Here is a 12,810-nt window from a genome sequence, read left to right as displayed (position 1 = left end):
GATCTCGCCCGAGTTTACTTGGGCCGAGTAGGCGACATTGGTCGCCGAACGTTTGACATTGTGAATGGGTTTTTAAATCGATGCCGTGGCGGTATCGTCGCAGGGTTCTGACCTTTTAGGTTAGAGATCCGTACGCGACTGATATCACTACAAAATCAATCAAATAAATTATCTAGCTGAGATAATTTCTCCTCATCATCGTTAAGACGCGCAGGACTTTATGCAGACCTGTCGTTGATGGTGTGGATTCTCAAGCGTGAGGTAAGAGCATTTGGTGGATGCCTTGGCATGTACAGGCGAAGAAGGACGTGGCACGCTGCGATAAGCGTCGGGGAGATGTGAGCAATCTTTGATCCGGCGATTTCCGAATGGGGAAACCCACCTTCACCATTTCTTTCATAACCCGTTCGCGGGTTCTGAGAGAGGTGGATAAGGTATCACCTTAGTGAATATATAGCTTTGGTGAAGCAAACCCGGGGAACTGAAACATCTCAGTACCTGGAGGAAAAGACATCAACCGAGATTCCGTTAGTAGTGGCGAGCGAACGCGGACCAGGCCAGTGCCTTTTCATAAATTAGCAAAACTCTCTGGAAAGTGAGACCATAGTGGGTGATAGTCCCGTATGCGAAAGTGATTGAAAAGGACTTGAGTAGGGCGGAACACGTGAAATTCTGTCTGAACATGGGGGGACCACCCTCCAAGCCTAAATACTCGTACATGACCGATAGCGAACACAGTACCGTGAGGGAAAGGTGAAAAGCACCCCGATTAGGGGAGTGAAACAGTACCTGAAACCGGATGCTTACAAGCAGTTGGAGCCCCATAGGGGGTGACAGCGTACCTCTTGCATAATGGGTCAGTGACTTAATCTAGCATGCAAGCTTAAGCCGTTAGGTGTAGGCGAAGCGAAAGCGAGTCTGAATAGGGCGACTGAGTATGTTGGATTAGACCCGAACCCCGGCGATCTAGGCATGAGCAGGTTGAAGGTGCGGTAACACGCACTGGAGGACCGAACCGTTGCATGTTGAAAAATGCTCGGATGACTTGTGTTTAGGGGTGAAAGGCCAATCAAGCCGGGAAATAGCTGGTTCTCCGCGAAATCTATTGAGGTAGAGCGTCAGATGTATGCCGATGGGGGTAGAGCACTGGATGGGCTAGGGCTGCGCGAGCGGTACCAAACCTAACCAAACTCCGAATACCATCGAGTCTTGTCTGGCAGACAGACGGCGGGTGCTAAGGTCCGTCGTCAAAAGGGAAACAGCCCTAACCTACAGCTAAGGTCCCCAAGTCATATCTAAGTGGGAAAGCATGTGGGAATCCCAAAACAACCAGGAGGTTGGCTTAGAAGCAGCCATCCTTTAAAGAAAGCGTAACAGCTCACTGGTCTAAATAAGGGTTCCTGCGGCGAAGATGTAACGGGGCTAAAGATATGCACCGAAGCTTAGGGTTCATAGTTTACTATGAGCGGTAGCGGAGCGTTCCGTAAGTGGTTGAAGCCGAAGGGTAACCGACGGTGGACATATCGGAAGTGCGAATGCTGACATGAGTAGCGATAAAGAGGGTGAGATGCCCTCTCGCCGAAAGACCAAGGGTTCCTGCTCAACGCTAATCGGAGCAGGGTAAGCCGGCCCCTAAGACGAGCCCGAAGGGGGTAGTCGATGGGAACCACGTTAATATTCGTGGGCCTGAAGATGTGTGACGGATGATGGAAGTAGTGTGTCCTTATTGGATTGGGCATGCTGCCAAGTTGTTCCTGGAAATAGCCTCTTCATATAGACCGTACCCGAAACCGACACAGGTGGTCAGGTAGAGTATACCAAGGCGCTTGAGAGAAGTATCCTGAAGGAACTCGGCAAATTGCCTCCGTACCTTCGGAAGAAGGAGGCCCTCTCACTGGGCAACCAGTGTGGAGGGGGCACAGGCCAGGGGGTAGCGACTGTTTATCAAAAACACAGGACTCTGCTAAGTCGGCTTCAAGACGACGTATAGGGTCTGACGCCTGCCCGGTGCTTGAAGGTTAAGAGGAGGAGTGCAAGCTCCGAATTGAAGCCCAAGTAAACGGCGGCCGTAACTATAACGGTCCTAAGGTAGCGAAATTCCTTGTCGGGTAAGTTCCGACCTGCACGAATGGCGTAACGACTTCCCCACTGTCTCCAGGATATGCTCAGCGAAATTGAATTCTCCGTGAAGATGCGGAGTACCCGCGGTTAGACGGAAAGACCCCGTGCACCTTTACTGCAGCTTTAGAGTGGCATTAGGAAAGAACTGTGTAGAATAGGTGGGAGGCTTTGAAACTTGGGCGCCAGTCCGAGTGGAGCCAACCTGTGAAATACCACCCTGTTGTTTTCTGATGTCTAACCTAGGTCCGTTATCCGGACCAGGGACCCTCTATGGCGGGTAGTTTGACTGGGGCGGTCGCCTCCTAAAGAGTAACGGAGGCGCGCGATGGTAGGCTCAGGCCGGTTGGAAACCGGCTGCGAGAGTGCAATGGCATAAGCCTGCCTGACTGCGAGACTGACGAGTCGAGCAGAGACGAAAGTCGGTCATAGTGATCCGGTGGTCCCTCGTGGAAGGGCCATCGCTCAACGGATAAAAGGTACGCCGGGGATAACAGGCTGATGATTCCCAAGAGCTCATATCGACGGAATCGTTTGGCACCTCGATGTCGGCTCATCACATCCTGGGGCTGGAGCAGGTCCCAAGGGTTTGGCTGTTCGCCAATTAAAGTGGTACGTGAGCTGGGTTCAGAACGTCGCGAGACAGTTTGGTCCCTATCTGCCGTGGGCGTCGATACTTGAAAGGAGTTGCCCCTAGTACGAGAGGACCGGGGTGAACATACCTCTGGTGTACCAGTCATGCCGCCAGGCGTGCCGCTGGGTAGCTATGTATGGACGGGATAACCGCTGAAAGCATCTAAGCGGGAAGCCTCCCTTGAGATTAGGTATCTTCGAACCGTCATAGACCATGACGTTGATAGGCTGGGTGTGGAAGCGCAGTAATGTGTGTAGCTAACCAGTCCTAATAGTTCATATCGCGCTTGAGAGTTCGCACTGTCAACGACAGGCCTGAATTGGTCTCTCGTTGGAGAAGTTCTCCAGCTAGATAACGCCCTTTGTAACACTTGCATTCACATGTTGAATGCACATCGATTTAAAACCCGCATTTCCGACAAGCTTCATTGCTTGGTGGCTATAGCGTTTGTGACCCACCCGATCCCATCTCGAACTCGGCCGTGAAACCAAACTGCGCCGATGGTACTATGTCTTAAGGCATGGAAGAGTAGGTCGTCGCCAGGCATTGTAGCTTGTTGGAAGCGCGGGAAATAACCCATTCATAAGTCAAAGGGCTGGCCTTCTAGGTTAGCCCTTTTGGCGTCTCTAGCGAAGACGCATAACGGTGCCGCGGGATGGAGCAGTCCGGTAGCTCGTCAGGCTCATAACCTGAAGGTCGTTGGTTCAAATCCAACTCCCGCAACCACCGTCCCTCGGATTTTATGCATAAATCAGCCTCACTTTAACCAGTGGGGCTTTTTTTGTGTCTGCTTCAATCATTTTGGGTCTATGGGCTTGCATCGATCCCGGATTTCACTCCGGCTGATCCAACCCTTGTCTGCAATTTCATTCGAACCTTGATGCCAACCAGCGCGTCTGCCCGGCGGAGCATTAGTTGTAGCAGACAATCGCTGTGATTCAGGGGGCTAGGATGCACGCGTGCTCGCGTATCCCTGATAATCGAACTGAGCGCGACGTTAGCGTTATCAAAAATTGTCTGATGATCGCTGGCGTCAGCTAATCAGAGACTCGATATTTGGTGTGAAGACTATGTGAAGTGCCAAAGCGCGCCGAGCCGCCACCATATTTATGGCAATCTCAGCCGGCCACTGGCCTATCTCCGGCCAACTGGATATTTTGTGCCAGCGGTATGGGCGGGTCGTAAACCTAAGCCGCTGCATTGCGCGGGCAAAGAGCGAAGGGCAGGGGCAAAGGACGAGCCGGATTGGGATTTTGGGTTAGGGATCACTGCGCGGATTCGACCATCTTGACCCTCAAGTGATCCGATAAACTTGGCGCTTATGGCAGCAGAACATCCATCACGAAAGGCGCGCAAAATTTGCTGCACCCGGAGAGGGACGTTTTGCATAGCCGGTTGACGCTTTGTCTTGATCGACAAGCACTTGAATCGCGTCACCTATTTCAGTGAGGCGATCAGAGGATAGCTTGTAATAAACCAGCTTTGCATCTTTCCGCGTTTCTACCAGACCCGCTTTGCGAAGCACGCCGAGCTGCTGGGACAAAGCAGGTTGGCCAATCGCTGCAACGTCATCGATCTCGCCCACATTCAGTTCAGAACCGCGAAGGGCGCGCAGGATGCGAAAGCGCAAAGGGTGAGCGATCGCCTTTAACTCTTCGACAAGGCGTTCATCCGCTGTCATTTCTGGCTCCCATCTTTGTGGCGGAGAAACCACGCCGTCGCACTTTTGGCGCCATACACCTCGTCGAGATCCTGCGTTGGAGCTGCCAATAAATCGTCGCCCGAATTCCAGTTTGCCGGTGCCAGCCCACCAGACGCATCGATTGCCTGCAAGGCCTCAAGCGTGCGGAGCATTTCAGGCGTGGAACGCCCGACACTCGCTGGATAGCAAGTCATCGCGCGGATCACTCCCTCGGGATCGATAAAGTAGGTCGAGCGCACGGCAGAACTGTCATTGTCACCCGGTGCAACCATCCCAAATGCACGGCCAATGACCAATGTCGGATCTTCAACGATTGGGAAACGGACTTCTACATCGAACCGGTCGCGGATCATCCGTAACCAGGCAAAATGCGCAAACAGGCTGTCGACCGAAAGCGCCATGAGCGCACAGTCGAGTTTCTTGAAATCCTTTGCACGTTTGGCGAGTTCGATGAATTCTGTCGTGCATACCGGAGTGAAATCAGCAGGGTGGGAAAACAGGATCAACCATCGGCCACGATAGGCGGAAAGTTTGACTGGACCGATTGTGCTCCGCGCCTCGAAATCTGGCGCCGTATCCCCAATACGCAAACCCGCAGACACTGACTCTGTGGGCTGAACTGGTTTAGTGAGTGCGTTCATATTCCAATGACATAGCACTCGATCTAATCGATGCAATACACATACACATTTTATGTAAGCATCGGACGTAAGCAAAGGATTGAGCTTCGCGGCTGTCAAAAGAGGACAGCAGGCTCTGATCCGGTTTGCCTTCAGAACGTTACTTCTAATAATTTGAAAGTATGGCGGCTAATCGAGGCGCGGGTTCTGCCACGTCCGAGACCCACAATCATCCCTTTACCGTAATGCTCGCGGTCAGAGGATGTGCTGCACAGCTTTTTCAACCACCGACTGTTATCGCTCTCCGGTATAAATGCCAGGTCGCATGGCCCAGAACCGGCAAAGCGATAAGCAATCCTGCAAAAACGGTGGCGATGGCTACAAACAGAGCGAACGCAATGATTGCTGCCCAGATGAACATCACGAACAGGTTTGTACGGACCACTCGGATACTGGCGAGGATTGCGGTGATAAGATCGACATTGCGATCAACCAGCATGGGTAGGCTAACGACAGTCATAGCATAAAACGCGAGCGCCATTGCGCCGCCGAATACACTGCCGACCGCCAGCATAGCGATGCCGCTGGATGTAAACAGGAAGGCGAGCGATTCCGAGCCTGCACCCGCATTGCTCAGGAAAATCGCAGATATCGCGTGGGCAACGATGACCCAGAACCCGAATGCGACGAAGATAATGACCCCCATAGCCAAGATTTGTTCGTCACCGCGCCCTTTCACGGCACCCAAGACATTACGCCAGCCTATCGGTGACCGCTCCTCTCTACGCCGGCTTACCTCGTACAGTCCGACCGCAGTGAACGGCGCCAGGATGGGAAAACCTGCCGCTGCGGGGATCAGCAGCGAAAATTCGCCATACGTCAAAATGACGTAGGACAGGACAATTCCGGAAACGGCGAAAACACCGCCGAAAAACAAACCGTAGACGGGCTCCGCGATAAAATCGCGCCATCCCAGCCGCAGCGCGGCGCGCAGATCGTTTAGCGAAAGATCCTGCGCCACCACAATCGGAGCCGAAGCAGGAGCGGGGTGAGCGGGGCGAGGAGTTTTGACAGTGCTCATTCGGCGGATACTCCTTTTTCAAACGTCCAAGCCTGCGACAGATACGGTGAGCTGTAGCCGGTAGGCGGTGCCAGCGACGGCGACCCTCGCGCCAAGATTGCGGCTCGGACGCGCCGGGCAGGATCGTGGCCGTGTCAGGATCATCTTTTGGCAAAACAAAGCGAGCGCAACATTGATGAAGATCAAACCCTGCGCAAATTGATCGGGATCAAAGACGCTCGCGCAGTTCGGGTGCATCTGGCATATAATTATGGCCAGCCACGCACATACATCTGAAGCATCATGCATTGAGTCTTTCCGCGCGTCGGTCGCTCCTGCACTTGGCGATCGAACGGTTGCTGATCAACTCTGTTCGATCGGTGAGTATTTTGCGCTGTCCCCGGATGAACAGTTTCCCGCGAGTATAGATAAAGACCATCTGGTGTACCTCGCCAGCGGAGCAGCAAAACTGGTGTCGCTGGAGCATCCGCCGCTGGACGCGCAGACACGCGGACACATACTCGGTTTTCATTTCGCGGACGACATCGTTTCCATTTTGCGAAAACCGGGCGGCGGTTCCAGCCTTACGGCGCTGACCCATATCGAACTGGTGGCTTTTTCGGCTGAAGAGTTTCTCGATATCGCTCAAGCCGATCCGGCGCTGCTGCGTTCGGTGCTGATCAAATCATTGGATTCGTTGCAGCGAACGCGCACCCGAATGATTCGTATCGGCCATCAAACCGCGCGCCAGCGGATCGCCGGATTTCTGGTTAATATGGCGGAGCGGATTTGCGGCTGCATGTCGGGACCGTGCGAGATAGCGCTGCCGATGGGACGAAGCGATATCGGCGACAGCCTTGGCCTCACGATCGAGACGGTCAGCCGGCAATTCACCGAGCTGCGCAAAAGCGGCCTGATCAGCACACCCGGTCGGGGGATTGTCGGACTATCGGACATCGATGCTCTGAAATGTGAAGCGGGCCTGTAAAGAAAAACTGCCCAATTCGCAGAAATTGATCTTGATCAATTACCCGACTTTCACACCCGGTTAGTCGGATGGTGGACGAAAAGGGATATTCTATCATGGAAGCAGTAGTTGGAAGAGCGGGGCTGTGGGCGCTGGTCCTGCTCTTGGCCATTGGCGCGATGGCGGGTGCACAGGATGCAGGCTTTGCGGTGCACATGGCGATCGTTGCTGCTGCGGCCCTGATCCTGATCATGGTTACGCTCGGGACGTATAATCCGGTGGCCAAGGCGCAAAGTATTTTCAAAATGCCGCCCGGGCCAGATATGTATGATGATGACGTGATCCGCTGGGGCGTGATTGCGACCATGTTCTGGGGGCTGGCCGGATTGCTTGCAGGTGTTTTTATCGCCGCGCAGCTGGCCTACCCGCAGCTGAATTTTGAACCCTATCTCAATTACGGGCGGGTCCGTCCGCTGCATACCTCTGCGGTGATTTTTGCATTTGGCGGCAACGCTCTTCTCGCGACGAGTTTTTACGTTGTTCAACGGACCTGCCGCACGACGCTCGCATTCCCGACAATGGCGCGGTTCGTGTTCTGGGGCTATCAATTGTTCATCGTGCTGGCTGCAACTGGCTATCTGCTCGGTGTTACCCAGTCTAAAGAATATGCCGAGCCTGAATGGTATGTTGATCTGTGGCTGACCATCGTCTGGCTGGCTTACCTTGCGGTGTTCGTCGGCACGATCCTGCGCCGCAAGGAGCCGCATATCTATGTGGCCAACTGGTTTTATCTGGCGTTCATTGTCACTGTGGCGATGCTGCATGTGGTGAACAATCTGGCAATGCCTGTCAGCGTGCTGGGATCGCGCAGCTATAGCGCGTTTGCAGGCGTGCAGGACGCGCTGACCCAGTGGTGGTACGGGCACAACGCTGTCGGCTTCTTTCTGACCGCTGGTTTCCTTGCGATGATGTATTACTTCGTCCCGAAACAGGCGAACCGTCCGGTCTATTCATATCGCCTCTCGATCATTCACTTCTGGTCGCTGATTTTCCTGTATATCTGGGCCGGTCCGCACCACCTGCATTATACCGCGCTGCCCGATTGGGCTCAGACGCTTGGCATGGTGTTTTCGATCATGCTTTGGATGCCGAGCTGGGGCGGGATGATTAACGGTCTGATGACGCTGAACGGCGCATGGGACAAAGTCCGCACCGATCCGATCATCCGGATGATGGTCATGGCGCTCGCATTTTACGGCATGAGCACGTTCGAAGGGCCGATGCTTTCGATCAAGGCGGTGAACAGCCTTTCGCACTACACCGACTGGACCATCGGCCATGTTCATTCCGGCGCTCTTGGCTGGAACGGCCTGATCACTTTTGCGTGTGTCTATTTCCTGGTGCCGCGCCTTTGGAAGCGCGAGCGGATGTATTCGCTGCGGATGATAAATTGGCACTTCTGGCTCGCGACGCTCGGCATCGTTTTCTACGCGGCCAGCATGTGGGTTGCCGGAATTACCCAAGGCCTGATGTGGCGCGAATACGGGTCCGACGGGTTTTTGGTGAACAGCTTTATCGACACGGTCGAAGCGTTGCACCCGATGTACCTGATGCGTGCCTTTGGCGGTCTGCTGTACCTCTCCGGGGCGCTGGTGATGACCTACAACATCTGGATGACGCTGGCCGGGCACCTGCGCAGCGAAGCACCGATGGGGGACACTTCGTATGATGAAGCCGCCGATCGGCCCGTTGCGCAGCATCCTCAACCAGAACCCGCAGAATAGGAGCCAGATTGATGAGCAAGACCTCACCCGACAGCTCACCGCCAAAAGGCGTCTTTGAAGGCCATAAGAAGGTTGAGAGAAACGTCACCCTGCTGGCGGCCGCCACATTTGTCGCCGTTGCAATCGGCGGCATTGTCGAAATCGCACCTCTGTTCTGGATCGATAACACGATTGAGAAAGTGGAAGGCATGCGTCCCTACACCCCGCTCGAACAGGCCGGGCGCGACATCTATATCCGTGAAGGGTGCTATACCTGCCACAGCCAGATGATCCGTCCGTTCCGCGATGAGGTTGAGCGTTACGGCCATTATTCGCTGGCGGCAGAAAGCATGTATGATCACCCGTTCCAGTGGGGATCAAAGCGGACCGGACCTGATCTTGCCAGGGTTGGTGGGCGGTACTCGGATGACTGGCATGTGCAGCACCTGAAAGATCCGCGCAGCGTGGTGCCGCAAAGCATTATGCCGTCCTATCGCTTTCTGGCGGAAACCAAGCTGGAGATCGCCGATATCTCCGCCAATCTCGTCGCTTTGCGGCGGGTGGGTGTACCCTACACCGATCTCGATATCGAGCAGGCAGGTAATGACCTGATGGCGCAGGCTGATCCCGATCTTGACGAAGGCGATCTCGAAGAACGCTATCCGAAAACACAGGTGCGCGATTTCGATGGTGACCCATCCCGCGTGACAGAGATGGATGCCCTGATCGCCTATCTCCAGATGCTTGGTACGTTGATTGATGTCGAAAGCGCTGCGGCACAAGCGGAGCTGGCCGAGGAGACCGGGCGATGAGTTTCTATGAGATCTTCCGCCATTTTGCCGACAGTTACGGTCTGCTGATCATCTTCGGGCTCTATCTCCTGCTGTGCGGGTGGCATTTTCTGCCGCGCTCCCGCGAAGGCGTGGAAGAGGCCAAACACTCGATTTTCAAGGAAGACGATCATGCCTGAGAAAACCCGCATTGATGAGCCGACCGGCACCGAATTTGTCGGGCATGAATGGGACGGCATTCAGGAATTGAATACGCCATTGCCGCGCTGGTGGCTGTGGACTTTCTATGCCACGATCGCTTGGGCGGCGGTTTATGTGGTGCTTTATCCGGCATGGCCGATGGTCGAGCGCGCCACTGATGGCGTGCTGGGGTGGTCGAGCCGCGGCGATTTGGCAGAAGAATTGTCTGCAGCGGACATGGCGCGGCGCGGCACGTTCGAAAAAATTGCCGCTACCGACATCACAAAACTGCCCGCTGATCCCGAATTGATGGGTCAGGCGATATCGGGCGGTGCGGCTGCATTCAAACAGCATTGCGTGCAATGCCACGGCGCAGGTGCAGCCGGATACGAGCAGTATGGCTATCCCAACCTCAATGATGATGACTGGATTTGGGGCGGTGAACTGGCCGAAATCGAATACACGCTGATCCACGGCATCCGGTGGGATGGTTCCCGGCAGACGCGGCTTGCCTATATGCCTGCCTTTGACGGGATTTTTGAAAAAGCGCAGATCGACGGACTGATCAGCCACGTCCTGTCGTTTACCGGCAAGGCCCAAGGCAGTGCAGTGGGCGCGCAATTGTATTCTCAAAACTGCGCGGCATGTCACCAGCCAGCGGGTCAAGGCGATCCGCAGCAAGGCGCGCCTGCTCTTAACGATGCGATCTGGCTCTATGGCGGGGAAGCCGCTGATATTCGCAAGCAAATCCTCTATCCGCGTCATGGAGTGATGCCGGGCTGGAGCGATAAACTCGATCCGGTGACTATCAAAATGCTAGCCGCTTATGTCCATTCACGCGGTGGCGGCGAAACCGCGACTGAACGGGCTGGAGCGGGTGAGGAGGCCAGAGAAGTCGCCCCGGCCAAAAAAGAGGGCGCGATCGAGGAAGAAGTCGCAGCTGGTCCCGAGGGCGGACGCGATGAGCGTCTCTGACCCTGCCAGTCCAGAAAAGGCAGCGGGTGCGCCCCGCGATTGGGGCGGTGCGCTATCACCGGTGCAGGCGGACCCGATTGCGGCGACCCATCGTCACACCCCAAGCCAGCCGCCGCCCAAACTCTACGAAAAACGTAAAGCGGTTCATAACAAGCGGATCGATGGGCCTTTCCGGCGCTTCAAATGGCTGGTGATGGTGATCACGCTGGGGATTTATTACATAACCCCTTGGATACGGTGGGATCGCGGCGAATATGCGCCGGATCAGGCGGTTCTGGTCGATCTGGCCAATCGCCGTTTTTACATGTTCGATATAGAGATCTGGCCGCACGAATTTTACTTTGTTGCGGGCCTGCTGATCATGGCGGGGATCGGGCTGTTTCTGGTGACCAGCGCGGTCGGACGCGCATGGTGCGGTTATTCCTGCCCGCAAACAGTCTGGACGGACCTGTTCCAGCACGTCGATCGCTTTATCGACGGTGACCGCAATGCGCGGCTTCGCCTTGATAAAGCGCCTTGGGGTCCATCAAAGATCGCCCGGCGCGCGGCAAAGTGGTCGATCTACCTCGTCATCAGCCTGCTGACCGGCGGCGCGTGGATCCTGTATTTTGCCGATGCGCCGACCCTGTTTGCGGATTTCTTCACGCTTCAAGCTGCGCCTGTGGCGTATGCTACCGTCGGGATTTTGACCTTCACGACATTTTGGCTCGGCGGTTTCATGCGCGAGCAAGTGTGCATTTACATGTGCCCATGGCCCCGCATTCAGGCCGCGATGCTCGATGAAAAATCACTTATCGTCACGTATAAAGACTGGCGCGGTGAACCGCGCGGCAGCGTGAAGAAAGCGGCAAAGCACCCCGATCAATTCGGCGATTGCGTCGATTGCCTCCAATGTGTTGCGGTGTGTCCAACCGGGATCGACATCCGCGAAGGGCAGCAGATCGGCTGTATCACCTGCGCGCTGTGTATCGATGCCTGCGACAAGGTGATGAAAGATATCGGACGCCCGCGCGGGTTGATCGATTACGCCACGTTGGAGCAGTGCGAGGCCGAAGCCGCAGGAGCGCCCGCGACACCTGCATGGAAGGCGCTGATCAGACCGCGAACCTTTATCTATTTCGGCATTTGGGGCGCTATCGGCGCGGCATTGCTGTTTGCTCTTGGCACTCGCACTCGCATCGATCTGACCGTTTCGCCGGATCGCAATCCGCCGTTTATGTTGATGAAGGACGGCGCGGTGCGCAATGCCTACACACTGCGGCTGCGCAATATGGAAGGGCGCCCGCGCGACATGGAGCTCGCTCTGATCGGACTTCCCAAAGGGTCCCTTATGTGGACCGACAGAATCCGCCGCGAAGACGCCGCCGAGACCCAGTTGCTTTCTGTTCCGGCTGACGAAACCCGGATTGTGCGCGCCTATGTCGTCGTGCCCGAAGGCGCAGCCGCCGATGATTTCGCGTTCCGGCTGACGTCGATCGATAAGACGCAAGAGCAGGATATCTCCCCCACCACTTTCGCCAGCCCCGGAGCCCAGTAATGAGCGGTACACGCAAGAAATTCGAATTCACCGGGCGACACATGGCGGGCGTACTTGTCGGCGGGTTCGGCATCGTCGTCGCGGTTAACTTCTACATGGCAAGTCTTGCCACCGGCGGCTTTCACGGTGTGGTGGTCGAAAACTCCTATGTCGCGAGCCAGGAGTTCAATGATTGGCTGGACGAGGCCGAGGCTTCGCGGGCTCTGGGATGGGAGGCGGATGCTGCGCGCGATGGGACGGGACACGTCATAGTCGAAACAGACGCCATTCCCGCAGGCGCCACCATGACCGCCGAACTGCGCCGACCTATCGGTCTGAAAGAATTTGCCGCGCTTGAATTTGTGCGGGATGCGGGCGGAACGTACCGTTCTACTCGGCCGGTGAAGCCTGGACGCTGGACGATCCGGCTCTCAATTGCATCCGGTGATCTGAAATGGGCCGGGGAGAGCGAGTTGCCGTGAAC

Annotated in this window: 10 protein-coding genes, 1 tRNA gene and 2 rRNA genes; 10 read left to right on the top strand and 3 right to left on the bottom strand. The window is 55.6% G+C overall.

Annotated elements, in window-relative coordinates; translation table 11 throughout:
• The first annotated feature begins 251 nt into the window (after positions 1-251).
• The 3 genes from FGU71_RS02720 (at position 252) to FGU71_RS02710 (ending at position 3,478) form a co-directional block, all read left to right on the top strand.
• A 23S ribosomal RNA gene (locus FGU71_RS02720) occupies positions 252-3,043 on the top strand.
• A 139-nt stretch (positions 3,044-3,182) separates the two neighbouring features.
• Positions 3,183-3,297: ribosomal RNA gene (gene rrf, locus FGU71_RS02715) — 5S ribosomal RNA — on the top strand.
• Between the two features lie 104 nt (positions 3,298-3,401).
• Positions 3,402-3,478: transfer RNA gene (locus FGU71_RS02710), tRNA-Met, on the top strand.
• 613 nt (positions 3,479-4,091) lie between these two features.
• On the opposite strand, the gene FGU71_RS02705 is transcribed toward FGU71_RS02710, so the two are convergent.
• From FGU71_RS02705 to FGU71_RS02695, 3 genes are all read right to left on the bottom strand, one after another.
• Positions 4,092-4,433, bottom strand: coding sequence for an ArsR/SmtB family transcription factor (locus tag FGU71_RS02705; protein WP_142787144.1), 342 nt, complete (start codon positions 4,431-4,433; stop codon positions 4,092-4,094).
• Positions 4,430-5,095 carry a peroxiredoxin gene (locus FGU71_RS02700; protein ID WP_142787143.1) on the bottom strand — a complete coding sequence of 222 codons (666 nt, stop codon included), beginning with the start codon at positions 5,093-5,095 and terminating at the stop codon, positions 4,430-4,432. Before FGU71_RS02700 ends, FGU71_RS02705 begins: the two co-directional genes overlap by 4 nt.
• 259 nt (positions 5,096-5,354) lie before the next feature.
• The gene (locus FGU71_RS02695) at positions 5,355-6,155 is read right to left on the bottom strand and encodes a DUF2189 domain-containing protein (RefSeq protein ID WP_234035608.1); all 801 of its coding nucleotides are present in this window, start codon (positions 6,153-6,155) and stop codon (positions 5,355-5,357) included.
• Between the two features lie 250 nt (positions 6,156-6,405).
• Between FGU71_RS02695 and FGU71_RS02690 the strand changes: the two genes are divergently transcribed.
• The 7 genes from FGU71_RS02690 (at position 6,406) to FGU71_RS02660 (ending at position 12,808) form a co-directional block, all read left to right on the top strand.
• Positions 6,406-7,122 carry a Crp/Fnr family transcriptional regulator gene (locus tag FGU71_RS02690; RefSeq protein WP_142787142.1) on the top strand — a complete coding sequence of 239 codons (717 nt, stop codon included), beginning with the start codon at positions 6,406-6,408 and terminating at the stop codon, positions 7,120-7,122.
• A gap of 95 nt (positions 7,123-7,217) precedes the next feature.
• On the top strand, positions 7,218-8,885 hold the full coding sequence (gene ccoN / locus FGU71_RS02685) for a cytochrome-c oxidase, cbb3-type subunit I (protein ID WP_142787141.1): 1,668 nt from the start codon (positions 7,218-7,220) through the stop codon (positions 8,883-8,885).
• Positions 8,886-8,896: 11 nt separating this feature from the next.
• Positions 8,897-9,676: a cytochrome-c oxidase, cbb3-type subunit II gene (gene ccoO / locus FGU71_RS02680; RefSeq protein ID WP_142787140.1), complete on the top strand. Its 780-nt coding sequence runs from the start codon at positions 8,897-8,899 to the stop codon at positions 9,674-9,676.
• Positions 9,673-9,834: a cbb3-type cytochrome oxidase subunit 3 gene (locus FGU71_RS02675; RefSeq protein ID WP_142787139.1), complete on the top strand. Its 162-nt coding sequence runs from the start codon at positions 9,673-9,675 to the stop codon at positions 9,832-9,834. The genes ccoO and FGU71_RS02675 overlap by 4 nt, the downstream gene beginning before the upstream one ends.
• Positions 9,827-10,810: a cytochrome-c oxidase, cbb3-type subunit III gene (gene ccoP / locus FGU71_RS02670; RefSeq protein ID WP_142787138.1), complete on the top strand. Its 984-nt coding sequence runs from the start codon at positions 9,827-9,829 to the stop codon at positions 10,808-10,810. The genes FGU71_RS02675 and ccoP overlap by 8 nt, the downstream gene beginning before the upstream one ends.
• Entirely contained in the window at positions 10,797-12,347 is a 1,551-nt protein-coding gene (gene ccoG / locus FGU71_RS02665) for a cytochrome c oxidase accessory protein CcoG (RefSeq protein ID WP_142787137.1), read from the top strand. Before ccoP ends, ccoG begins: the two co-directional genes overlap by 14 nt.
• Positions 12,347-12,808, top strand: a complete 462-nt coding sequence (locus FGU71_RS02660) for a FixH family protein (protein ID WP_142787136.1) — start codon at positions 12,347-12,349, stop codon at positions 12,806-12,808. The genes ccoG and FGU71_RS02660 overlap by 1 nt, the downstream gene beginning before the upstream one ends.
• The last annotated feature ends 2 nt before the right edge of the window (positions 12,809-12,810 follow it).

Origin of the sequence: Erythrobacter insulae (genome assembly GCF_007004095.1) — a bacterium.
GTDB classification, from domain to species: domain Bacteria; phylum Pseudomonadota; class Alphaproteobacteria; order Sphingomonadales; family Sphingomonadaceae; genus Erythrobacter; species Erythrobacter insulae.
This window is presented reverse-complemented; position numbering and strand designations above follow the sequence as displayed.

Excerpts from the sequence above, each read along its gene's own strand:
- FGU71_RS02690 (WP_142787142.1), top strand. The coding sequence starts at position 6,406 with ATGGCCAGCCACGCACATACATCTGAAGCATCATGCATTGAGTCTTTC.
- FGU71_RS02705 (WP_142787144.1), bottom strand. The coding sequence starts at position 4,433 with ATGACAGCGGATGAACGCCTTGTCGAAGAGTTAAAGGCGATCGCTCAC.
- FGU71_RS02700 (WP_142787143.1), bottom strand. The coding sequence starts at position 5,095 with ATGAACGCACTCACTAAACCAGTTCAGCCCACAGAGTCAGTGTCTGCG.
- FGU71_RS02695 (WP_234035608.1), bottom strand. The coding sequence starts at position 6,155 with ATGAGCACTGTCAAAACTCCTCGCCCCGCTCACCCCGCTCCTGCTTCG.
- FGU71_RS02660 (WP_142787136.1), top strand. The coding sequence starts at position 12,347 with ATGAGCGGTACACGCAAGAAATTCGAATTCACCGGGCGACACATGGCG.
- ccoN (WP_142787141.1), top strand. The coding sequence starts at position 7,218 with ATGGAAGCAGTAGTTGGAAGAGCGGGGCTGTGGGCGCTGGTCCTGCTC.
- ccoO (WP_142787140.1), top strand. The coding sequence starts at position 8,897 with ATGAGCAAGACCTCACCCGACAGCTCACCGCCAAAAGGCGTCTTTGAA.
- FGU71_RS02675 (WP_142787139.1), top strand. The coding sequence starts at position 9,673 with ATGAGTTTCTATGAGATCTTCCGCCATTTTGCCGACAGTTACGGTCTG.
- ccoP (WP_142787138.1), top strand. The coding sequence starts at position 9,827 with ATGCCTGAGAAAACCCGCATTGATGAGCCGACCGGCACCGAATTTGTC.
- ccoG (WP_142787137.1), top strand. The coding sequence starts at position 10,797 with ATGAGCGTCTCTGACCCTGCCAGTCCAGAAAAGGCAGCGGGTGCGCCC.